Here is a 22,897-nt window from a genome sequence, read left to right as displayed (position 1 = left end):
AGCCCCCGATGACCGAGTTGCTGACGCTGTCTCATGCTATTGGCCCCCGCGATGTCGCGCTGTTGGAAACCACTATTTTTGACAACCTGAAGGACACCGTCGAAAGATTTCCCGATCGTGAAGCTCTCGTCGATGTAGTGCAGGGTAAACGCTGGACCTACGCAGAATTCCACACCGCCGTCCGTGGTCTCGCCACCGGGTTGTACCGTGCGGGAATTCGTCCCGGAGAACGAGTCGGGATTTGGGGAACTAACCGCTGGGAATGGACCATGACCCAGTACGCCACCGCAGAGATCGGGGCGATTCTGGTCAACATTAATCCCTCCTATCGCCAACACGAACTCAACTACGTCGTCCAGCAAGCCGGCATCACCTCGGTGATTTCCTCCGAAGCGTTGCCGAAGAGCAATTACCCCGCGATGCTGAACCGCGCCGAAGAAGAGCTGGGAGACTTCCAGGTCAAGATCATCATGACCACTGAGTCCTGGGCTCAGGTCTACGACACCGTGGCCGACGCGGAACTGCTGGCCGCGGTCCAGTCTGGGCTCGGCCCCGACGACCCGATTAATATCCAATACACCTCGGGAACTACCGGCTTTCCGAAAGGGGCCACCCTGACCCACCGTAATATCCTCAATAACGGCTACTTTGTGGGCGAAACCATCAACTACACCGAGCACGACCGGGTGTGCATTCCGGTGCCGTTCTATCACTGTTTCGGAATGGTGATGGGCAATCTCAACTGCACCACCCACGGGGCGACAATGGTTATCCCAGGCATGTCTTTTGATCCTGTAGCCGTGTTGCGAGCGGTTGAACAAGAACGGTGCACTGCCCTCTACGGGGTGCCGACCATGTTCATCGCCGAGCTGGCGCTGGCGAGGTTCTCAGAATTTGATCTCTCCAGCCTGCGGACCGGACTCATTGCCGGATCGCCCTGTCCCGAAGAAGTAATGCGCAAAATCATGGGACAGATGCATATGGAAGAAATCTCCATTTGCTACGGCATGACCGAGACATCCCCGGTCTCGACCCAAACCCGGCCTGACGATACGGTGAACCGGCGGGTGTCTACCGTCGGTCGCCCCGGCCCCCACGTCGAAACCAAGATTATCAACCCGGCCACCGGAAAGACGTTACCGATTAACCAGGATGGCGAAGTCTGCACCAAAGGTTACTTGGTGATGCAGGGGTACTGGAATCAGCCTGAAAAAACCGCTGAGGTGCTGGATGACCAAGGATGGATGCGGACCGGTGACCTGGGGCGAATGGATGAACACGGCTACGTCAAAGTAACCGGTCGGCTCAAAGACATGGTGATTCGTGGCGGTGAGAACATTTATCCACGGGAGATTGAAGAATTTCTTTACACGCACCCCGATATTCTGGACGCTCAAGTCATTGGTGTGCCCGATGAGAAATATGGTGAAGAATTGATGGCCTGGGTTCAACTCCGCGAAGATGCCGAACCGTTGACCGCCACGCAATTGCGCGAATTCTGTGTCCCTCATCTCTCCAGCTACAAAATCCCCCGGTACGTTCACCTGGTGAAGGAATTCCCCACCACGGTGACGGGGAAAGTGCGCAAGATCGAGATGCGGGAACAAGCCAAACAACTCCTGGCTGATCACCAGGTTGATGATTCTCGTGCCGTGCTGTGAGCAGGGTCTCAGGTTCGCTAAGATACGAACTGTTAGACGGACGTTCAACACGCAGACTGCACGAATCTGAGGAGAAGATCCCGCATGACTAGTTCGGTGATTATTTCAGGTGCCCGCACCCCGATGGGGCGTCTGCTGGGCTCGTTGTCCAGCATTCCGGCTCATCAGCTGGGCGCCGTGGCTATCCGTGGCGCACTAGAAAAGGGTGGCGTAGACCCCACTAGCGTCGACTACGTCATCATGGGACAGGTCATTCAGGCAGGCGCCGGACAGAACCCGGCCCGCGGAGCTGCCATCGCTGCTGGGATTCCCCCATCCGTTCCTTCGATCACCATCAACAAGGTCTGCTTGTCGGGGCTCAATGCTGTGGCAACCGCTGATCAGCTGATCCGCGCCGGTGAAGCAGAGGTCGTCGTGGCCGGTGGCATGGAGTCGATGTCCTTGGCCCCGCATCTGTTGCCCAAGTCCCGGACCGGAGTCAAATTCGGCGATACAGCACTGGTGGATTCGATGGCTTACGATGCGCTGTATGACCAGGCCACCGAACAGGCCATGGGAGCACTGACTGACTCCTGCAACCTCGGAGAATTCGAAGTGTCCCGTCAGGATCAAGACCGTTTCGCCGCTACCTCGCACCAACGGGCTGCCGCCGCCCAGCAGAACGGGATCTTCGATGACGAAATCATCAGCGTTCAGGTACCCCAGCGAAAGGGGGAGCCAATGGTGGTTTCCCAGGACGAGGGCATTCGCCCCGAGACTACCCCGGAGTCGCTGAGCAAGCTACCCCCGGCATTCGGCAAGGACGGCTCCATTACCGCCGGCACTGCCTCACAGATCTCTGACGGGGCCGCCGCCTTGGTGGTGATGTCTCAGCAGAAGGCCGAAAGTCTCGGTCTGCAGTGGATTGCTGAAGTTGGCGCTCACGGTATGGTGGCCGGCCCCGATTCATCGTTGCAGGCACAACCCGCCAACGCCATCTCGAAAGCATGTGCCAAGGAAGGTCTGACAACCGAAAACCTTGACCTGGTGGAAATTAATGAGGCTTTCGCCGCGGTGGGGCTCGTCTCTGCGCGACAACTCGGCGTCAGCGAGAAGATCGTCAACGTCAACGGTGGGGCCATCGCCTTGGGGCACCCGGTCGGAATGTCCGGCGCACGCCTGGTGCTCACCCTGGCTTTGGAACTGGGCCGCCGTGGCGGTGGCGTGGGTGCGGCCGGTTTGTGTGGTGGCGGTGGTCAGGGCGACGCCCTGATTCTGCGCGTCAGCGCCTAAGCCGGCACAGGATTGAGCCAGGGCTCGAGGCTCAGGGCCGCACCGGAGCGCGTCGTCGGTAACCGCCATCGGTAAGGCCGGCGGCGCGTTCAAAAATATTGCCATTAGCTGTGTCCCCATAACGGTACAGTGACCACAACACCGCCAGCCCGTAGAGCGGTAGGAAGGGCAAACCTAGGCATAACGCCCACTGCGTCGCATGGCGTGATTCATGGGTCAGAAGTGCGGATGAGAGCCGCACTCCGGGACGGACCAGCACCACGTTGCCCAGGGTGATACACCCGCCGGAAGGCCATGGCCACCGATAGTTCATCGCCAGCATTAACCGATCGGGACCGGGCAGAAGTGTGGTCCCGGCAATAACCGCCACAATCAAGCCCAGCACCGTCGAGAGGTTAAGCAGATTGAACGTCGCGCGAAACATGATCTGTAATTTACCCGAGAAGATTTATCTGTGACTCCCCCTGATCATCTTCCTCGGGAGCTCTAGGATAGCGGTGTAGTCCATGTCATAGACCACGTCGTACTCAATCCACTGAGCGCAGACCATCGAAAGAGTACTCGGGGGAGGACACCCCATGACGAACGTTATTCCCGAACACGCCATCGAAGAAGAAGTCACCATTACCAAAGATAACGGCGAACCGTTGGTGGTGACTCGTTTCAGCAACCCGGATGGGTCGCAGCCTCGTGCCGCAGTGATCATTTCCCCGGCCATCGCGGTCCAGGCCAGGTTCTATCGGCGCTTCGCCGGGTGGCTGACGACCCACGGGCTTGTGGCCTACTTGTACGATCACCAGGGGTATGGAGGCTCTTCCCGTGGGCCGTTGAAAGATGTCACCGCGGATTTTCTCACCTGGGCCCAGGACCCCGGAGCAGTTGTTGATTACGTCGCCGAGCACGAGACAGTTCCGGTGCGATGGCTTGGCCACAGCCTTGGTGGACAAATGCTCGCCTTTGCCCGACACGAGCATCTAGAAGCTGCCACCATCGTCTCGGCCGGAACCGGATATTGGAAATACTGGCAGCACTATGGTGCCGGAGTACTGTTGCCGCCGGTGATGTGGTATCTCTTGGCTCCGGTCGCCGTGCGAACTGTCGGCTACTTCCCGGGAAAGAAGTTGGGCATCCTCGGTGATATCCCACCGCAGGTGATGAGACAGTGGGGGAGGTGGTGCACTATGCCTCGCTACATGCTGACCGAATATCCGGAACTGGCCAAAAAATTTGCGGGCTATACCGGACCACTTACCTTTATCACCTTCGCCGATGACCGCACGATGCCCTTACCGGCCAGCCTGTCGTTGATGAGCTGGTATTCCCGGGCTGACCTGGAACATCACCATTATCATCCACAGGATTTAGGACAAGAGCGCATCGATCATATGGGGATTTTTAAAACACACAATGCTCCATTGTGGCAGCAAATCTTTGCCGATATTATTTCCTGATAAATCCTATTCCTGAGAGCAACGGTCCTTAACTGTTGGAAAGCTGGATGGTTCACTGTACTATTTCAAGTATGAACACACTCGCAAAGAAACGCGCCAGCTTGAGCCTGGGCCTGATCGCTGTTGCCAGTTTGTCGTTGACCGCTTGTGGCGGACCGCCATCGGTGTCCGAGGTTAAAGCGGATGCGGTGGAGCATTTCCAAAATGCCGAATCCGCGCGTGTTGACGTTGAGGGGACAAGCTCAGAAGAGCTCGACTTCGGCTTTGGAGACGTAACCGGGTACTTTGAAGGTTTCTCGGAAACCGGTGACATGCGAGGTGAGCTGAAGTCCGAGGAACATGGCTTCACCGTTGAGATGCTGGTCGTCGACAACTCGACCTACATCAAGGGTGACGATAACTTCTGGAACTACTTCGATAGCACCGGCATGGTCGCCTCCACTCTGGATACCTCGAAGTGGATCGATACCGGAACGGTTGATGAACAAGATTTCTCTGCCTTTACCGAGGAGTTCCGGGAGACTCTGGAAAGTATGCCTGACGAGGACGTGGCCGTCGAAGAGGCCGAGCTTGATGGGGAAGAGGCCTATAAGTACTCCGGTGAAGATACCGAGGGGGAACCGATCGACCTGTACTTCAACACCGATAACCAAGTGATTCGTGGTGAATCTCAGGCTGAGGGCGGGGAAACCACCATGGACTTCTCCGCCTATGGCGAAGTGGAGGAGATCACTGCTCCTGATGCGGATGAAATTCTCGATATCCCTGGAGCTCCCGGCAGTTTCTAACCGCAGTTAGACAATATCCTGCATGGCTGATCCGGAGTCGACTCGCCGTGGCGCCTCGACTCCGGATCAGTGTTTAACCAGACCATTCCGAGACCGAGACCTTCTCGGTGTGCCGAGGGAGTAGCAAAAGCCCCTAAACTAGATGAGGGTCGAAGACCCATCCGTAACAGTCGAATCTAGGTGAAGGCGTGTGCCCATGACAGATCGTTCATCAGCTAACGATGACCAGCTGATCTCGCCGGCCGACCAAGATGCGGTCGACCGTGCTGTGGCTGAAGCTCTCGAAGCCTTCGAAGCAGCGGGATCACTCGACGAGCTCAAAGTAGCTCGTCTTGCTCACACCGGAGAAAAATCTCCGCTTACGCTGGCCAATAAGCAGATCGGTAGCTTGGACAAATCTGAGAAAGCAGCCGCCGGCAAGCGCATGGGGCAAGCTCGAGCTCAGGTTAATAAGGCGTTGGCTGCACGTACCGAAGTGCTCGAAGCTGACCATGAACAGCAGGTGTTGCTGGAAGAAACCGTAGATGTCACCACCGCGGTGCGTCGTCGTCGCCTCGGAGCCCGCCACCCGCTCAACGTGCTCCAAGATCGAGTCTGCGACATCTTTGTCGGGATGGGATGGGAAATCGCCGAAGGTCCCGAAGTGGAATCCGAGTGGTTCAACTTTGACGCGCTGAACTTCTTACCGGACCACCCAGCCCGGGAAATGCAAGACACTTTCTTTATTGATCCTCCCGAAGATCACTTGCTGTTGCGGACTCATACCTCTCCGGTTCAGGTCCGGGCACTCATCGAACGCGGAGCTCCCACCTACGTGCTGTGCCCCGGCAAAACCTTCCGCACCGATGAGCTAGACGCCACGCACACGCCGGTTTTCCATCAGTTCGAAGGACTGGCCGTGGACAGCGGGCTGACTATGGCAGACCTGCGTGGCACCCTGGAATACTTCGCCCGCGTCATGTTTGGTGACGAGGCAGCCATCCGGTTGCGCCCCAACTACTTCCCCTTCACCGAGCCCAGTGCGGAAATGGACATTTGGCACCCCGGTGCCAAAGGAGGCCCACAGTGGATTGAGTGGGGTGGGTGTGGCATGGTGCACCCCAACGTCTTGCGGGCAGCTGGTGTCGACCCTGATGAATATTCCGGATTCGCCTTCGGCATGGGTGTGGAACGCACCCTGATGTTTCGGAATGATGTTGCCGACATGCACGACATGATTGAAGGCGACATTCGCTTTTCTCAACAGTTTGGATTGGAGATCTAAGGTATGCGGATTCCACTTTCTTGGCTTCGTGAATTCACCCAGCTTCCCGCTGGCGCTACTGCCGAAGATCTCATGGCCGATCTGGTCAGCGTTGGACTCGAAGAGGAAGACGTGCACCGTCCCCTCGATGAGCTGTCCGGACCGATTGTGGTCGGCAAGGTCTTGGACAAAACCCCGGAAGAACATTCCAACGGCAAAACCGTCAACTGGTGTCACGTCCAGGTCGTGCCCGACGGAGCCAGCCAAACTCTGGAAGGCGAGGGCATCGCAGTCGATGGCGTCCAGGGCGTGATCTGCGGAGCACACAATTTCGAGCCCGGAGACAAAGTTGTCGTCACCCTGCCGGGAGCCGTCCTTCCCGGTGATTTCCGCATCTCCGCGCGGAAAACCTACGGTCATATCTCAGCCGGCATGATCGCCTCCGAGAAAGAACTCGGTCTGGGCGAAGGCCATGAGGGGATCATCGTGCTGGGGGACTGGGGGTTGGACCCAGAGCCCGGTACCGATGTGATCGAGCTACTAGGCCTCGATGACGAAGCCGCCGAAATTAACGTCACCGCTGACCGGTCCTACGTTCTTTCCCTGCGTGGTGTCGCTCGCGAGTACGGTCACGCCACCGGGACCACGAGTATCGACCCGGCAGAATCCGTGCACCCTCCTGTGCCCAACGATTCCGGGTATCCGGTCGTGCTGGACGATCAGGCACCGATCCACGGCAACCCGGGAGCAACCCGTTTTGTGACCCGCACCGTAACTGGCGTGGATACTACCGGTGCGACTCCGGTGTGGATGGCACAACGACTGCGACTGGCTGGCATTCGTTCGCTGTCGTTGCCGGTGGACATTTCCAACTATGTCATGCTGGAGATGGGACAGCCCCTGCACTTTTACGATCGTGACCGGCTGAACGGCGCTCTGCGCGTTCGGCGTGCCGCGTCCGGAGAAACGCTCGAAACCCTCGACGGCAAGACCCGCACACTGGATCCCGAAGACCTGTTGATCGCTGACGACTCCGGTCCGATCGGGCTGGCCGGCGTGATGGGTGGTTTGGCCACCGAAGTGACCGAACAAACCACCGATATTGTGATCGAGTCTGCCCATTTCGATCAGGTTTCTGTCGCCCGGACCAAGCGTCGCCACAAGCTCCCCTCAGAAGCCTCGCGTCGCAACGAGCGCGGTGTGGACTGGGAGATTTGCGACGAAGCCGCCGAACGCGCCGTCCAGCTCCTCGTGGAACTGGCCGGTGGTGTTGCTGATGAGGGTGTCACCGATATCGGCGAACGTCCCGAGCCGACCGTCGTTGAGATGGCAGCTGACTTCCCAACCCAACGCATCGGGTACGAGTTCACCACCGAGCAGATTGACGAGGTGTTGGAACAGATTGGGTGCAAGGTCACCCAGCATTCCGATGAACAGTCTGGCACCACCTACCGGGTCACCGTCCCATCCTGGCGGTTTGATCTGACCATTGCCGAAGACCTGACGGAAGAAATTGCTCGCCTGGTTGGCTACGACAAGATCCCATCACGGTTGCCCGTAGCACCGGCCGGGCGTGGTTTCACCCCGCGTCAGCGGCTGCGTCGCAACGTATCGGAGACCCTGGCGGCTTCGGGACTTGTGGAAGTCCTGTCGTATCCCTTCGTGGCTGAGTCGGACAACCGGTTCTTTGGTTCCGCCGACGAGCAGGTCGGTGCCCAACAACAGATGGTACATCTGGCCAATCCGCTTTCTGCCGAGCTGGGATGGTTACGCACTTCGATGTTGCCCGGTTTGGTGACCACCTTGCACCGCAACATATCTCGCGGTTTCAAAGACGTGGCGCTGTTTGAAACCGGCTTGGTGTTCCACCCGGAGGCCTCCTCGGACGCCGTGTCGGAGATTCCCGGCGTCGGTGTCCATCCCGCACCCGAGGTATTGGAACGCATCGTCAACAGCGTGCCCCACCAACCTCACTACGTGGCTGCGGTGTTCGCCGGTCACGCGGCAACACCCGGACCGGGCTTCGAACCGACCCCCTACGACTGGGAAGACGCCATCGGTACAGCCCTGAACATTGCCGATGCCGTCGGTGTGGCGTTAGAGGTTCGTCAGGGCGCCCATCAGGCCTTCCATCCCGGCCGTTGCGCTGAATTGGTCACCGCCAGTGGATCCGTGCTCGGTTATGCCGGCGAGTTGCTCCCCAAATACGTCCAGCAACAACACCTGCCAGAACGTGTCGCGGCAGTGGAACTGGACCTGGATCGGTTGCTCGATGAGGTCCCCGAGGTAGTGGAAGCCCGTGCAGTCAGCCCCTATCCTGCGGTCACTCAAGACGTGGCGTTGGTGGTGGATGAAGCCATGCCGGCTGCCCAGGTGAAGCGTGTGTTGGAGGAGGCCGCCGGTGAGCTCTTGGAAGAGATCGCCCTCTTCGACGTCTACCGTGGCGCCGGAGTGGAGCACGGCAAGAAGTCCCTGGCCTTCAATTTGCGGTTCCGGGACCACCACAAAACACTCACCAATGATGAAGCCTCTGAAGTGCGGTTGGCTGCCGTGGCTCGCGCGGAACAAGAGTTAGGAGCGCACCTACGATGAGCGACCCAGACCCGTGGGAACTCGAACGTGAGGTACCGCCCAGCGACGAGGACCGCAAACGGGGTCAGATCCAACGGATTGCCGTCGGCGTGATCGCGCTGGTCGTCATCGCCGGGCTACTCTACGCCACGATTTCGGGGCTGTTCGTCTAAATCAGCCAGATCGGCTCATGGGCCGATGCCCCCGGGACGCGGTGAGCCCCGCGGTGATGAGAGACTACACCGTCAACACGGTCTTGCCCGTCGTCTGACGAGACTCCAAAGCGGTATGTGCGCCTCCCACCTCGGACAGTGGCACGGTTTGGTCGATTCGCAAGGTCAACCAGCCCTGCTCGAGTCCATCGAAGAGTTCGCGGGCTCGAGAGGCAGTTTCCTCGGCTGTGGCGGTGTAGTGGCTCAGGGCCGGACGCGTGATGTACAGCCCGCCGGCGGAGTTCAGCCGTTGCAGATCAAAGGGCGGTACTTGCCCCGAAGCTCCACCGAAGAGCACCATCATGCCACGAACCTTCAGCGCCTCCAAAGAGCCGTCGAAGGTTGAGGCTCCGACACCGTCATAGACGACATCGACACCGCGACCACCGGTAACTTCAGCAATCTCTTCCGCGAAATTCTCGTAGTCGAAACAGTGCTCTGCTCCAGCTTGGCGGGACAGTTGCCTCTTTGCATCGGTGGAGGCAGTGGTGTAAACGGTAGCGCCCCAATGCACACACAACTGGGTGAGTAACAACCCCACGCCACCAGCGCCAGCATGGATGAGAACCGCATCACCGGGGGCAACGGGGAATGTCGAACGAGCGAGATAATGAGCGGTCAAGCCCTGCAGAGGTAATGCAGCTGCGGTGACCAAATCCATCGCATCGGGCACGGGTAATAACTGGGAAGCAGGGGCCACAAAGTGCTCGGCATAGGTGCCCCGACCTGCGGCGGTAGCCACCCGCTGCCCGAGGGCCACGTCGGTGACGTCCTCTCCGAGAGCCACCACGGTCCCGGCGCCTTCGGTGCCCGGGATAAAGGGGTAGTCCACCGAGTACACGCCGGAACGTTGATAGGTCTCAATGAAGTTGAGCCCCACAGCGGCCGTGGTGATCAGGACTTCTTCGGGGCCGGGGGCGGGGACAGAGGTTTCAGACCATGAGAAGTTTTCCACGCCACCGGCATCGGAGACGATAGCGGCGTGGTGGGTGGTGGGGATCTCAAAATGTTCCATAGTCACTACGCTAATCGACAGCTTCTGAGAAATCAGTCACAAAAGACATGACACGTACTGAATGCATAAATATGTCACAGAGTGCATAATCGGGTGATGGTGACGTAGGCTGGCCCCTATGTGTATTTCTGTAGCCGTTTCGGGTGCCTCCGGATACGCCGGTGGCGAAGTGTTGCGCCTGCTAGTCAATCATCCCGAAGTGACCATTGGAGCCATCACCGCCCATTCCAACGCGGGACAGCGACTCGGCGAACTCCAACCCCACTTGATTCCCTTAGCTGATCGGGTCTTGGAAGAGACCACGGCCGAGGTTTTATCTGGTCACGATGTGGTGTTCCTGGCACTGCCACATGGCGCCTCGGGCGAGATTGCAGCCCAGCTACCAGAGAACACCCTGGTCATCGATGCCGGCGCTGATCACCGCCTGACATCTGAACAAAGCTGGGAGAAATTCTACGGAACCGATTACGCCGGACACTGGCCCTATGGTCTGCCAGAACTACCGGGTCAACGCGAGATGCTACGGGGAACTCGGCGGATTGCCGTACCCGGTTGCTATCCGACCTCGAATTTGCTGGCCCTGAGCCCCGGGTTCAGTGCTGGACTGTTGGAAACCTCCGATGTGGTCATCGTGGCTGCCTCCGGTACGTCCGGGGCCGGGAAATCGCTGAAACCTCATTTGCTGGGTTCGGAAGTGATGGGGTCGATGAGCCCCTATGGGGTGGGCGGCGTGCACCGGCATACTCCAGAAATTGAGCAAGGATTGACCTGGGCTGCCGGTGAGCCGGTGCAGGTGTCCTTCACCCCGACGCTGGCGCCCATGGCCCGCGGGATCCTGACCACCGCTACCGCTCGGCTCCGGACGGGAGTCTCGGCGACCTCGGTCAGGCAGGCGTGGGAACAGGCTTATGCTGACGAAGCGTTCGTGCATGTGTTGCCCGAAGGACAGTGGCCAGCTACCGCTATGGTGGTGGGTTCGAATCATGCGGTGATGCAACTGGCTGTTGATGAGCACGCCCAGCGCGTGATTGTCAGTTGTGCGATCGATAACCTCACCAAAGGCACTGGCGGTGGTGCAATTCAATCGATGAATATTGCCCTGGGACTTGAGGAGTCCCGTGGACTGACCCAGACAGGAGTTTCCCCGTGAGCGTAACACAAGCCAAAGGGTTCCGGGCCGCCGGTGTTGCCAGCGGTATTAAAGAATCCGGGGCAAAAGACCTGGCCGTTATCATCAACGACGGACCCGATCAGCAGGCGGCTGGAGTTTTTACCTCCAATAAGGTCAAAGCCGCTCCGGTGAAGTGGTCCCTAGAGGCGCTGAAATCCAGTGGGTATCAGGCCGATGCGGTGGTGCTCAACTCCGGTGGTGCAAATGCCTGCACTGGAAAGATTGGCGACCAAGACGCCTCTGACACCGCGCAACGAGCCGCTGAGTTGTTGGACACAGTTGCCGACCGAATTCAGGTGTGCTCGACCGGGCTCATCGGCGAACGGCTGAAGATCCGGGAACTCGTGGACGGTCTTGACCTGGCACTGGACAGCGCGAGTGTTGCGGGAGGCGATGATGCCGCCGAAGCCATCATGACCACCGATACCCGCTCCAAGACTGCGGTGGCCACCACTACCACCGGATACCACATCGGTGGCATGGCTAAAGGGGCTGGAATGATTGCGCCCGGGATGGCCACGATGCTGGCGGTGATTACCACCGATGCCCAGCTCGAGGCCGGCCAATTACAGAGCATGTTGCAACAGGCAGTGGCTCTCAGCTTTAACCGTGCCGATTCGGACGGGTGTATGTCGACCAACGACACCGTGTTATTGCTGGCCAACGCCGCCAGCGGGGTTAGACCCGATCCAGCAGAGTTCCAGGCCGGGCTCAACGAGGTCTGCGCCCTATTAGCTCGCCAGATTATCGCGGATGCCGAAGGTGCCCAGCATGATATTGCCGTCACCGTCGTCAACTCCAGCACCGTGGCCGAAGCTGAGACAATCGCCCGGGCCGTGAGTCGCTCCAACCTTTTCAAGACTGCCATCTACGGCCAGGACCCGAACTGGGGTCGCGTGATCTCGGCGGTGGGTACCGTCGACGGTGATTACGATCCCGATCAGATCGATGTCACCATCAATGGCATCCAGGTTTGCCGGGCCGGGGGCATGGGCGAGGACCGCTCTTTGGTCGATCTCTCCCCACGCGAGGCACGGGTGATCATTGACCTCCACGCCGGTGAACACACCGCTACTATCTGGACTAACGATCTGACCTACGACTATGTTGCGGTCAACGCCGAATACTCGTCCTGAATCCCGCTAGCGCACCAGCCTTTCTTGTATTTTTTTGCTGCCCCATGACCGATGACGAAAGGTCCCTTCTCGTGACCGAAGATGTGCAAGCCCATCGCCACGACCGCCGGATTGCTGCCCAAAAATCCCAGGTGCTTATTGAAGCCTTACCCTGGATTCGCGGTTTTTCTGGAACCACTGTGGTGGTCAAATACGGTGGCAATGCGATGGTGTCGGAATCCCTTCGGCAGGCTTTCGCTGAAGACATTACCTTCTTGCACCACGCCGGCATCCATCCAGTGGTGGTCCACGGTGGTGGCCCTCAAATCAACGCGATGCTGGACCGGCTGCAGATTGATTCCGAATTTCGAGGAGGATTGCGGGTCACCACCGAGGAATCCATGCAGGTCGTGCGTATGGTGCTGACCGGTCAGGTGGGCCGAGATCTGGTGGGCTTGCTGAATTCTCGTGGCCCCTACGCCATGGGCTTGTCCGGTGAAGACGCCGCGATCTTCCGGGCCCGCCGTCGGAAGGTAAAAATCGAGGGCGAATCAGCCGATCTGGGACTGGTCGGGGAGATCGACCACGTTGCTCCGGGAGCGATCCAGACCATCATTGACTCCGGACATATCCCAGTGATCTCCTCGGTCGCGCCCGAGTTCGACGACAACGGAGAGCCTACCGGCCAGGTCCTCAACATCAATGCCGATACCGTAGCCACCGCTGTCGCGGTAGCCTTGGGTGCCTCTAAGCTATTGATTCTCACGGATGTGGAAGGGCTTTATAGCAACTGGCCAGATCGCGACTCCCTGGTGTCCACCATCGGAGTCAGCGCTCTGAAGGAGTTGCTCCCCACGCTGGAATCGGGCATGATCCCGAAGATGAGCGCCTGCGTCGAAGCCGTCGAAGCCGGAGTTCCCCAGGCTCACATCGTAGACGGTCGGGAAGAACACTCGATGCTGTTGGAGATCTTCACCTCCGCTGGAGTCGGCACCCAGGTACTTCCCGACGACCACCCAGAAGTTCTTACCCTCAACACCACAGGAGGCCACTGATGACGGACCCGGATTCCACTCATCCCGACTCCATGCAACGGGACTACTTGCAGCGTTATCAGCAGACCGTCACCGGAGTTTTTGGCACCCCGCAACGGGTGCTGGTGCGTGGTCGTGGGGCAACCGTCTGGGATGCAGACGGTGCAGAATACCTGGATCTGCTCGGCGGAATTGCCGTGAACATTCTCGGTCACGCCCATCCGCGGATCCTGGCCGCCCTGTCGGCGCAAGCGGCAACTTTGGGCCACATCTCCAACCTGTTTACCTCACCGGCTCAGGTTGAGCTGGCTGAAAAACTCCTCGAGTTAGCCCAGGCGCCCGACGGGTCCGTGTTCTTCTCGAACTCCGGTTCTGAAGCAAATGAAGCCGCCCTGAAAATTGCTCGCGCCTACGGCAAACAGCTCAGCGAGCACAAGACCCGCATCATCTGCGTGGAGCAGGCCTTCCACGGTCGTACCCTAGGGGCGGTGAGTGTCACGGCTAGGCAGGCCTACCGGGATCCTTTCGAGCCGCTGCTACCGGCGATCACTCGAGTGCCTGCCGGCGATCTCGACCAGATGGTAGCCGCTGTCGATGAGACGGTGGCTGCGGTGTTGATCGAACCGGTTCAAGGCGAATCCGGGGTCCACGGGTACCCGGCCGGATACCTTGCTGCGGTGCGCGACCTATGCGATCGATATGGCGCGCTATTGATCTTCGACGAGGTGCAATCCGGGTCTGGACGCACCGGAACCTGGTTCGCTTATCAAAATCCGGCCGTGACTGGGCAAAAACGTCCTGTGGTGCCCGATGTGATGACCTTGGCCAAATCTCTGGGCGGAGGATTCCCGATCGGGGCGACGGTGTGTCTGAACAAGGCCACCTCGATGGCACTGAGCGCCGGTCAACACGGCACCACCTTCGGTGGCAACCCGCTAGCCTGTGCGGTAGCCCTGGAGGTCCTGCACACCCTGGAAGAGGAGAACTTGCTGGAGCGGGCCCAGGCCATCGGGCGCTCCATGGCCACACATCTCACCGAGATCGAGGGGATCGAGACTGTGCGCGTCTACGGCGCCTGGGCCGGGATCGATGTGTCGATACCCGACCAGCCAGCCGACCAGCCACGCCCCGCCCGGGACGACCTCAACACACCGCACCTGGCGGCTCGAGTCGTCACGGCTGCCGCCGAGGCAGGTTTTCTCATCAACGCCACCTCGCCAACCACGTTGCGGTTGGCCCCCAGCCTGGTGGTCACTGACGAGCAGCTGGACTCGTTCTACCAGCGGCTCCCCGCGCTTGTCGCGACAGCCGGCCAGAATCACACCCGGTAGACCGCTACCGCGTCACCGCAGGAGACAAGAAAAGAGACATGATGAGTACAACACCGACTACCGCCACCACGCAGGAAGCAGGTGCCGGGGTGCGTCACTTTCTGATCGACACCGATCTGAGTCCCGAAGAACAAGCCGAAGTTCTCCAGCTCGCCCAGCAGATCAAGGCCGAACCGTATCGTCACCGCCCGTTGTCCGGCCCCCAGACCGGGATTGTGATGTTTGACAAAACCTCAACCCGTACTCGGATCTCTTTTGCCGCCGGGATCGCCGAATTGGGCGGTCACCCGCTGGTGATCAACCCGGGCGAGTCCCAGTTGGGTCATAAAGAAACCATCGCTGATTCTGCTCGCGTGTTTGAACGTATGGTGTCGGTGGTCATCTGGCGCACCTATGCTCAGGCCGGGCTGGAGGAACTGGCCGAATACTCTCATATACCGGTGGTCAACGCTCTGACCGATGATTACCACCCCTGCCAAATCCTGGCGGACCTGCAAACGGTGATCGAGCACAAAGGTCGTGCCCGTGGGCTGACCCTGGCCTACCTGGGGGATGCCGCCAACAATATGGCGAACTCCTACCTGCTCGGCGCAGCGACCGCAGGCATGCACGTTCGGGTCGCCGGTCCCGAAGGATATGTTCCCCGCACCGAGATCGTGCAGGCAGCTCAGCAACGAGCTAATCACACCGGCGGGTCGGTGACTGTCACACACGACCCTGCAGAGGCGCTGTACGGTGCCGACGTGGTAGTTACCGATACCTGGATCTCCATGGGCTACGAGGAAGAGAAAGCACAGCGCCTGAGCGTCTTGAGCGACTACACGGTCGATCAGGCGGCCATGGCTCAGGCCGCTCACGATGCGATCTTCCTGCACTGTCTGCCGGCCTACCGCGGTGTAGAAGTAGCAGCCGAGGTGATCGATGGGCCTCAGTCGGTCGTTTTTGATGAAGCCGAAAATCGGCTACACGCTCAGAAAGCTCTGGTGGCCTGGTTACTCTATGCCTCGGGGCGGGCCGATATTCCTGCAGATGTGTCCCTTCCGGAAGCGCACCGATCGGCTCAGCGACTGGGCAGAAGCGTTTAGGTCAGTCTCATGGACAAACGTGCTAGCACACCGCGCAGTAAACCCAACACGCCGGGCACTAAGACGGCTCGGCAGGCCCACATCCGGTCTCTGTTGGCCGACTATCCGGTCAGTTCCCAGGCTCAATTGCGGGCCATGCTCGCCCAGCAGGGAGTGGAGGTCACTCAGGGCACGCTCTCCCGTGATCTGGTCGAACTCGGCGCCTCCCGGGCCCGGGACGCCGGGGGAGAACTGGTGTATGTGGTTCCGGACCTGGGGCCTGACGCCGATGCGCAGCAGCGCTCGCAGAACGCGCAGACCGGTGATCTAGAGCAGACACCGTTGAGTGGCCCTCGAGCCAAAGCGCTGGCGCGGCTGGCTGGGCTCTGTCGGGAGCTGTTGGTCTCCGCCGAGGCCTCCGGGAACTTAGTGGTGGTCCGCACCCCGCCAGGAGCCGCACAATTTTTGGCCTCCTGCATTGACCAGGCGCGACTGGACGAGGTGCTAGGTACCATTGCCGGCGATGATGCGATTCTCGTGATCGCCCGTGAAACTACGACCGGTCATCGACTCGCCACGATGTTCTTGAATATGGCCGGTGGCCAGCTCGGCGAATAGCGGGCGCTCCGAGGGCTAGCGTTGGTGCTGGTCCAGCACGTCCTTCATAGCGGGCAGGTCCATGAACTCTACGGTGGCTCGTGCTGACTGGGCACCCAGCTCAGGGTCCGCACCGGCCTCGAGTAGTTGTTGGACCAGGCCTTTGTCCTGCAGGAATACCGCGCAGGTCAGTGCGGACTGACCCCGCTGATTCGTGGCGTTGACATCCGCACCGCGTTCCAGCAGGGCGCTGACCACCTCGGGCTGGTTGCGGTAGGTCGCCAGAATCAGGAACGTATCACCATTGGCATTGGCGAGATTGACCGGGATCCCTTGATCAATCGCCGAAGACAGCATCTGGACTTTCCCCTCGCGAGCCGCATCGAACAGCGTATGCAGAAACTCGATCTGCTCGTCACTCAACTGGGGTTCGGGACCGGAATGTTCCGGGGTCGGTGTTGCAGAATCAGCCATGGTCCCACTCTAGAACACCCTGCCGGTGGCTTGAAGTCGCCCGTAGACCGATGATCTCTCCCAGCGTGTTTCTTCAGACCACAAAGTCGCTAAAGTGGAGGTGGTAACTTTTTGATTCATCCGACACAGTTCTGAGGGGACAACACACACGCATGAGCGGTTCCTCCACATCTCCAGGCCAACCCGCACCGCGCCACGGCACCAATCAAGGGTCGCTGTGGGGAGGGCGATTCTCCGGTGGCCCCAACCAAGCCGTGGCAGCGCTGAGTAAATCCACCGACTTCGACTGGCGACTGGCCCGCTACGATATCGCCGGTTCGCGTGCCCACGCCCGCGTGTTGTACCGTAGCGGGTTGCTCACCGAGGACGAACTTGCCGGGATGCTCGAGGCCCTGGACACGCTGGAAGCCGATGTGCTTTCTGAAAAATTTCAGCCAGCCGAGACTGATGAAGACGTTCATGGTGCCCTGGAACGTGGACTGTTAGAACGCGCCGGCGAAGAACTGGGTGGAAAACTGCGAGCCGGTCGGTCGCGCAACGACCAAATTGCGACCATGGGCAGAATGTACCTGCGTGATCATGCCCGCATCATCGGTGGCCGGTTACAGACGGTCGTGCAAGCATTGGTTGATCAGGCAGAGTCCCACCCCTACGCGCCCATGCCGGGGCGTACTCACCTGCAGCACGCCCAACCGGTGTTGCTGTCCCACCACCTTTTGGCCCACGCCTGGGCGATGCTACGCGATCTGCAACGTCTGCAAGACTGGGATGTTCGCGCCGCGGTATCGCCCTATGGCTCCGGCGCACTGGCCGGGTCGACCCTGGGATTGGACCCCAATAGGGTTGCCACAGAGTTGGGATTTGATTCCGCGGTGTTCAATTCCATTGATGGTACCGCTGCTCGGGATATTTTCGCTGAATTCCTCTGGATCGTGGCCATGATCGGCATCGACCTCTCCCGAATCTCCGAAGAAGTGATCTTCTGGGCGACGAAAGAAGCCAATTTCGCCACCTTAGCTGATGCTTTCTCGACCGGCTCGTCCATCATGCCACAGAAGAAGAACCCCGACGTCGCTGAACTCGCCCGGGGTAAATCCGGACGGTTCATTGGTGATCTCACCGGCCTGTTGACCACGCTCAAAGGTCTGCCGTTGGCCTACAACCGGGACCTGCAGGAAGATAAAGAGCCCGTCTTTGACGCCGTGGACAACCTGGAAATCTTGTTGCCGGCGGTCTCTGGCATGATTGCTACCTTGGAATTCAATACCGAGAAGATGGCCGAACTGGCCCCGGAAGGTTTCGCGCTGGCCACCGATATCGCCGAATGGCTGGTCCGACGGGGCGTACCGTTCCGGGTTGCTCACGAGTTGTCTGGCGAAGCCGTCAAAATCGCCGAACGACGCGGAGTGGAACTCTGGGATCTCACCGATGAGGAGTTTGCCTCCGTCTCCGTACACCTCACTCCCGCAGTGCGGGAGGTGTTGACGACCCACGGGTCCCTCAGCGCCCGCAACGCCCAGGGCGGAACCGCCCCGGAGGCGGTGGCTCAACAGCTGGAAGAATTCAAAGCACAATTACATCGTGTCCGTGACTTCATCGACTCCAACCCCACCGGCCTGCTGTAGTCCAGTGCCGGTGAAACAGGTGACATATGCACGTTGATCAGTCCTGCTCCGACGCCCACGATCACCTTCCTGAAACCTACCGGGATGAACTCGCCCGGGAACAACGCTATGTTGAGCAGCTCTACGCTCGGCTTGACCAGCTACGCGCTGAAAAGCGGGAACAACTAGCCCGGGTGCGTAAATCCGGCGCGCAAGGATCCTTGCAGAACCAATCCGAGCGTGATGCCTTTGCCACCCAGTACGAGGACCGGATCGCTCAACTCGACGCCGTCGAAGATCGCCTGGTATTCGGCCGGCTTGACACCGAGAACGAGGACCCACGCTATATCGGACGGATCGGTCTGAGCTCGGCGGATCACTCCCGGCTACTGATCGACTGGCGCGCCCCGGAATCAGCTGCGTTCTACCAGGCCACCGCGCAGAACCGTGGGACGGTTCAACGACGCCGTCACCTGTTGATGTCACGCCGACGGGTCGTGGGCTTTGATGATGACGTGCTTGATGCAGATCTGGTCGATGAAGATATCCAGTATCGTTCCTCGGCATTGCTGAGTGCGGTCACCGCCCGGCGCACCGGACGCATGGGCGACATTGTGGCGACCATTCAAGCTGAACAAGATGAGATCATCCGGTCCCCGCTGTCCGGCGTCTTGGTGGTTCAGGGAGGCCCCGGGACCGGCAAGACGGCCGTGGCCCTGCACCGGGCTGCGTATTTGCTGTACACCCACCGGCAACGCTTGGAGTCCTCCGGCGTACTATTGGTGGGCCCCTCGGAAGCGTTCATGAATTACATTGACCAGGTGTTACCTTCCCTGGGCGAAAACGGTGTGGTGATGAGTTCTCTGGCGGAGCTGTATCCCGGGCTCAAGGCCGTTGCCGAAACCTCTCGGGACGTGGCTCGCATCAAAGGACGTGCGGTGATGGCTGACGTGATGCGCCACGCGGTCCAGGCCCGGCAACGCCGGATCACTACCCCGCGTGAGTTGAAGGTTGAAACCATTACGCTGACCCTGACACCCCAGGTCGTCGACGCTGCGCTGAAGAAAGCACGCCATTCCGGACTGGCCCACAACCAAGCCCGAGAAGTCTTCGTCAACGAGGTCGTCGACGTTCTGAGCGATCAGATGATCGCCGAACTTGCCGCCGGGTCCGCAGGCAAGAACGAGGCCGACCGGTCCTATGTGCCCACCGAAATCCGCCAGTCTGTGGACGTGCGGCGCATCCTGAACATGTGTTGGATGCCGTTGAGCCCAGAAAAAGTTCTCGACGAGTTACTGTCCACCCCGCGCCTACTCGTCGATGCGGCTTATATGCTCGACAACCACGAGTTGCTGGCGTTGCTCCGTGAACCCCACGCGCCTTTTACGGTCTCTGATGTGCCACTCTTGGATGAACTGGCTGAACTGCTCGGGGCGGTGGACGCCACTACCCGCGCGGTACAACGCGCCGAGCAACGTCAATACGAACGTGACCTCGCCAATGCTGAAGCAACGTTGGAGAATGTGCACCAGAGCCTGGAAGACCTCGGAGTCGATGGTGTCGTGACTGCCGAGGCCCTGGCCCGGTCACAAGGACCTCAGCACGTCCGGCGTAGCGCTGCTGAGCACGCTATCACCGATCGGGGCTGGACCTACGGGCACGTCATTGTGGATGAAGGTCAAGAATTGACCCCGATGCAGTGGCGGGTGCTGTTCCGCCGATGCCCGATCAAGTCTTTCACCATCGTTGGCGATATTGCGCAGTCCTCCAACGCCGACACCACCACGTGGCGGCAACGTCTGGAGCCCTTCGCGGATCAGGTGACCCGCGAGATGGAACTGAGCGTGAACTACCGAACACCGGCCACCATTGCCGACTTGGCCGCCGAAGTTGCCACCCGTCACGGGGCGAACATCTCCACTCCGAAAGCGCTTCGCGCCGGTGAGGACCGTCCACGTATTGATGTTGTTGGTGTCGGTGATCGAGACAGGCATCTGCATGAGGTGATTAATCGGTTGGCCACCGACCTGCCCGCGGCACTGATCGCCGTCGTGGTGCCCGAGGCACTTATCGACACGACCGGTCAGAACTTGTCCTCGGCCTTTCCTGAGCGCATCTGGTGGGGACAAGGACTCCGTCACGACCGGGATCTGGTCCTGGTGACAGCCTATGAATCCAAGGGACTCGAATACGACGCCGTGGTGATCGTCGAGCCCCAACAGATTGTGGCCGAAGCCGAGGGCTCGATCGGTGACCTCTACGTGGCCATGACCCGAGCCACCCAAATTTTACGGATGATCACCACCGACAGTCCCGAGGAGCTTCCCGCACCATTGGAACAACACTGTCACGCCGTTGAGACAGCCTGAGCTTAACTACTCCAAGCACTGACTGTGGGGAGGATGCACCAGAGTCCAGATAGAAACTGGTATGTTGTGGTGTGTGACTACTCCAGGTGAAATTTCCGTACCACAAGCCAATGATCCGTCCTTTGACAATATTTGGCAGGAGCTGAAGTGGCGAGGACTGGCACATGTCAGTACCGATGAACAAGCACTGGAAAAAGTGCTTGCTGGAGAACCCATCACCTACTATTGTGGCTTCGACCCGACAGCAGCGTCGCTTCATCTTGGGCACCTGGTTCAACTGCTGGTGATGCGCCGACTGCAGCTGGCGGGACACAAACCCCTGGCGTTGGTCGGAGGATTCACCGGACTGATCGGAGACCCGCGACAAACCACAGAACGGACTCTGAACGATAAGGCCCTCGTGGCCGAGTGGGTCAATTCTCTGCAAGACCAGGTTTCGAACTATTTGGAGTTCGACGCCGGGGACAATGCCGCCACCATGGTGAACAACCTGGACTGGACCGGGCAGCTTTCGGCCCTGGATTTCTTACGCGATATTGGTAAGTTCTTCCGCGTGGGAACCATGATCAAAAAAGAAATCGTAGCCAACAGACTCGAATCTGAAGAAGGCATCTCCTACACCGAGTTCTCCTACCAGATCTTGCAGGGCTACGACTTTCTGGAGCTCTACCGTCGTTACGGTTGCGTGCTACAAACCGGTGGTTCTGACCAGTGGGGAAACCTCACCTCCGGAACCGAGTTGGTCCGCAAAGTTGAAGGTCAACATGTCCACGCCTTCGGGACTCCGCTGATCACCAACGCGGACGGTACCAAATTCGGTAAATCTGAAGGCAATGCGATCTGGCTCGATCCTGAGATGTGTTCGCCCTACACCTTCTACCAGTTCTGGCTCAATACCGCCGATGCAGACGTGATCGACCGGTTGAAAGTCTTCACGTTCCTCACCCGGGATCAGATTGCAGACTATGAGACGAAGGTCAAAGAGCAACCACATTTGCGTGAGGCCCAGAAAATTTTGGCATGGTTGGTGACTAGTCTGGTGCACGGCGAAGAACAAACCCGACAGGTCATTGACGCTTCGGCTGCGCTCTTCGGCCGCGGCGAATTGGCTCAAATTGACGAGCAGACCTTAGCTGCGGCAGGGGCCGAACTACCACAGCCCGAGCCAGGAGCCCTGGACTCTTCCGCGCTCACCATAGTTGACTTGCTCGTTGCTACAGGCCTGGAAAAATCCAGGTCCTCGGCACGGCGAACCGTCAGCGATGGTGGCGCCTCCGTCAATAACGAGAAAATTCCCGACCCCGAAGAGCAGTTTGGGGCCGAAAAGGCCCTGCATGGGAAGTACCTCTTCGTGCGTCGAGGCAAGAAGAATCTAGCCTTCGTGGACCTCAGCGCGCTCTAGGGCGAAAGAACCAGCTGACTAGCCCCAACGTGAGAGCGGGGTCACAGAAAATAGTTTTCGCGCACACCGTCGCTATCAGCCTAAAATTGGCGGAATCATGCGGTAGAACCCGACGGTTCCGCCGATTTTGTTTTTTGCACGAGGTGTGTGTAAAGTATTCATTGCTGTCAGAGACCAAGCCCGCTGAACGAGCGGCCAAGAAGAGACAGCATCGAGAACAGAATTTGCAACGCAGAGAGATCATCTGCTAAGCTACGAATCCGGTTCTCTTCCACGTTGGGTTCGAATTCGCTTCTGAAAATCAGGTGAAGATCTGATTTGACGAGGTGAACATCGAGTGACTATCGTGGAAACCTTGAGAAATGGGAAGTTGAAAACCTCTTCTTCTGTTTCTACGAACGGTTGTTTGATAACTCGATAGTGTGCCAAGTTTGTTGATGCCAAATTTTTTTTGTTTGGTTGCCATGGCCTCTTTTTTGCCTCGTTGGTTTTGGGGTTGTGGTTTGGCCAGTGGTGGGTTTTT

Annotated in this window: 20 protein-coding genes; 16 read left to right on the top strand and 4 right to left on the bottom strand. The window is 59.1% G+C overall.

Annotated elements, in window-relative coordinates; all coding sequences use genetic code 11:
* Nucleotides 1–8 precede the first annotated feature (8 nt).
* Both DYI20_RS10720 and DYI20_RS10715 read left to right on the top strand, forming a co-directional pair.
* Nucleotides 9–1,661, top strand: a complete 1,653-nt coding sequence (locus DYI20_RS10720; RefSeq protein WP_110101713.1) for an AMP-binding protein — start codon at nucleotides 9–11, stop codon at nucleotides 1,659–1,661.
* A gap of 84 nt (nucleotides 1,662–1,745) precedes the next feature.
* Nucleotides 1,746–2,933 (top strand): acetyl-CoA C-acetyltransferase, encoded by a 1,188-nt coding sequence (locus DYI20_RS10715; protein ID WP_110099547.1) that lies wholly within the window; start codon nucleotides 1,746–1,748, stop codon nucleotides 2,931–2,933.
* Between the two features lie 31 nt (nucleotides 2,934–2,964).
* On the opposite strand, the gene DYI20_RS10710 is transcribed toward DYI20_RS10715, so the two are convergent.
* On the bottom strand, nucleotides 2,965–3,357 hold the full coding sequence (locus DYI20_RS10710; protein WP_110101698.1) for a hypothetical protein: 393 nt from the start codon (nucleotides 3,355–3,357) through the stop codon (nucleotides 2,965–2,967).
* Between the two features lie 154 nt (nucleotides 3,358–3,511).
* On the opposite strand from DYI20_RS10710, the gene DYI20_RS10705 reads away from it, so the two are divergent.
* The 5 genes from DYI20_RS10705 (at nucleotide 3,512) to DYI20_RS12395 (ending at nucleotide 9,159) form a co-directional block, all read left to right on the top strand.
* Nucleotides 3,512–4,384: an alpha/beta hydrolase family protein gene (locus DYI20_RS10705; protein WP_110101699.1), complete on the top strand. Its 873-nt coding sequence runs from the start codon at nucleotides 3,512–3,514 to the stop codon at nucleotides 4,382–4,384.
* A gap of 71 nt (nucleotides 4,385–4,455) precedes the next feature.
* Complete coding sequence (locus DYI20_RS10700; protein WP_110101700.1) at nucleotides 4,456–5,172, top strand: hypothetical protein; 717 nt, start codon at nucleotides 4,456–4,458, stop codon at nucleotides 5,170–5,172.
* 196 nt (nucleotides 5,173–5,368) lie between these two features.
* Entirely contained in the window at nucleotides 5,369–6,436 is a 1,068-nt protein-coding gene (pheS, locus tag DYI20_RS10695) for a phenylalanine--tRNA ligase subunit alpha (RefSeq protein WP_110099543.1), read from the top strand.
* Nucleotides 6,437–6,439: 3 nt separating this feature from the next.
* Nucleotides 6,440–9,007 (top strand): phenylalanine--tRNA ligase subunit beta, encoded by a 2,568-nt coding sequence (gene pheT, locus DYI20_RS10690; RefSeq protein ID WP_110101701.1) that lies wholly within the window; start codon nucleotides 6,440–6,442, stop codon nucleotides 9,005–9,007.
* Nucleotides 9,004–9,159, top strand: a complete 156-nt coding sequence (locus DYI20_RS12395; protein ID WP_158278436.1) for a hypothetical protein — start codon at nucleotides 9,004–9,006, stop codon at nucleotides 9,157–9,159. The genes pheT and DYI20_RS12395 overlap by 4 nt, the downstream gene beginning before the upstream one ends.
* A gap of 64 nt (nucleotides 9,160–9,223) precedes the next feature.
* On the opposite strand, the gene DYI20_RS10685 is transcribed toward DYI20_RS12395, so the two are convergent.
* On the bottom strand, nucleotides 9,224–10,213 hold the full coding sequence (locus tag DYI20_RS10685; RefSeq protein WP_110101702.1) for a quinone oxidoreductase family protein: 990 nt from the start codon (nucleotides 10,211–10,213) through the stop codon (nucleotides 9,224–9,226).
* A 118-nt stretch (nucleotides 10,214–10,331) separates the two neighbouring features.
* Here DYI20_RS10685 and argC point away from each other — a divergent pair, with 118 nt between their 5' ends.
* From argC to DYI20_RS10655, 6 genes are read left to right on the top strand one after another with little or no spacing between them, the layout of a single operon-like run.
* Nucleotides 10,332–11,363, top strand: a complete 1,032-nt coding sequence (argC, locus tag DYI20_RS10680) for an N-acetyl-gamma-glutamyl-phosphate reductase (RefSeq protein WP_110101703.1) — start codon at nucleotides 10,332–10,334, stop codon at nucleotides 11,361–11,363.
* Nucleotides 11,360–12,520 carry a bifunctional glutamate N-acetyltransferase/amino-acid acetyltransferase ArgJ gene (gene argJ / locus DYI20_RS10675; protein ID WP_110101704.1) on the top strand — a complete coding sequence of 387 codons (1,161 nt, stop codon included), beginning with the start codon at nucleotides 11,360–11,362 and terminating at the stop codon, nucleotides 12,518–12,520. The genes argC and argJ overlap by 4 nt, the downstream gene beginning before the upstream one ends.
* Before the next feature lie 44 nt (nucleotides 12,521–12,564).
* Complete coding sequence (argB, locus tag DYI20_RS10670) at nucleotides 12,565–13,554, top strand: acetylglutamate kinase (RefSeq protein WP_110101705.1); 990 nt, start codon at nucleotides 12,565–12,567, stop codon at nucleotides 13,552–13,554.
* Nucleotides 13,554–14,864, top strand: a complete 1,311-nt coding sequence (locus DYI20_RS10665) for an acetylornithine transaminase (RefSeq protein WP_110101706.1) — start codon at nucleotides 13,554–13,556, stop codon at nucleotides 14,862–14,864. The genes argB and DYI20_RS10665 overlap by 1 nt, the downstream gene beginning before the upstream one ends.
* A gap of 38 nt (nucleotides 14,865–14,902) precedes the next feature.
* Nucleotides 14,903–15,949, top strand: a complete 1,047-nt coding sequence (argF, locus tag DYI20_RS10660; RefSeq protein WP_233488079.1) for an ornithine carbamoyltransferase — start codon at nucleotides 14,903–14,905, stop codon at nucleotides 15,947–15,949.
* 9 nt (nucleotides 15,950–15,958) lie between these two features.
* A complete protein-coding gene (locus tag DYI20_RS10655) occupies nucleotides 15,959–16,546 on the top strand; it encodes an arginine repressor (protein WP_110101707.1) in 588 nt (195 codons plus the stop codon).
* Nucleotides 16,547–16,561: 15 nt separating this feature from the next.
* On the opposite strand, the gene DYI20_RS10650 is transcribed toward DYI20_RS10655, so the two are convergent.
* Nucleotides 16,562–16,999: an ankyrin repeat domain-containing protein gene (locus tag DYI20_RS10650; RefSeq protein ID WP_110099535.1), complete on the bottom strand. Its 438-nt coding sequence runs from the start codon at nucleotides 16,997–16,999 to the stop codon at nucleotides 16,562–16,564.
* A gap of 152 nt (nucleotides 17,000–17,151) precedes the next feature.
* On the opposite strand from DYI20_RS10650, the gene argH reads away from it, so the two are divergent.
* The 3 genes from argH to tyrS all read left to right on the top strand — a co-directional run bounded on the left by argH (nucleotide 17,152) and on the right by tyrS (nucleotide 22,374).
* Nucleotides 17,152–18,624: an argininosuccinate lyase gene (gene argH / locus DYI20_RS10645; protein ID WP_110101708.1), complete on the top strand. Its 1,473-nt coding sequence runs from the start codon at nucleotides 17,152–17,154 to the stop codon at nucleotides 18,622–18,624.
* Nucleotides 18,625–18,650: 26 nt separating this feature from the next.
* A complete protein-coding gene (locus DYI20_RS10640) occupies nucleotides 18,651–20,972 on the top strand; it encodes a HelD family protein (protein WP_110101709.1) in 2,322 nt (773 codons plus the stop codon).
* Between the two features lie 73 nt (nucleotides 20,973–21,045).
* On the top strand, nucleotides 21,046–22,374 hold the full coding sequence (gene tyrS / locus DYI20_RS10635) for a tyrosine--tRNA ligase (RefSeq protein ID WP_233488080.1): 1,329 nt from the start codon (nucleotides 21,046–21,048) through the stop codon (nucleotides 22,372–22,374).
* A gap of 301 nt (nucleotides 22,375–22,675) precedes the next feature.
* On the opposite strand, the gene DYI20_RS12475 is transcribed toward tyrS, so the two are convergent.
* On the bottom strand, nucleotides 22,676–22,897 hold a 222-nt coding region (locus DYI20_RS12475), incomplete at its 5' end, for a hypothetical protein (RefSeq protein ID WP_221040956.1).

Origin of the sequence: Auritidibacter ignavus, assembly GCF_003703835.1 — a bacterium.
GTDB classification, from domain to species: Bacteria; Actinomycetota; Actinomycetes; order Actinomycetales; family Micrococcaceae; genus Auritidibacter; species Auritidibacter ignavus.
This window is presented reverse-complemented; position numbering and strand designations above follow the sequence as displayed.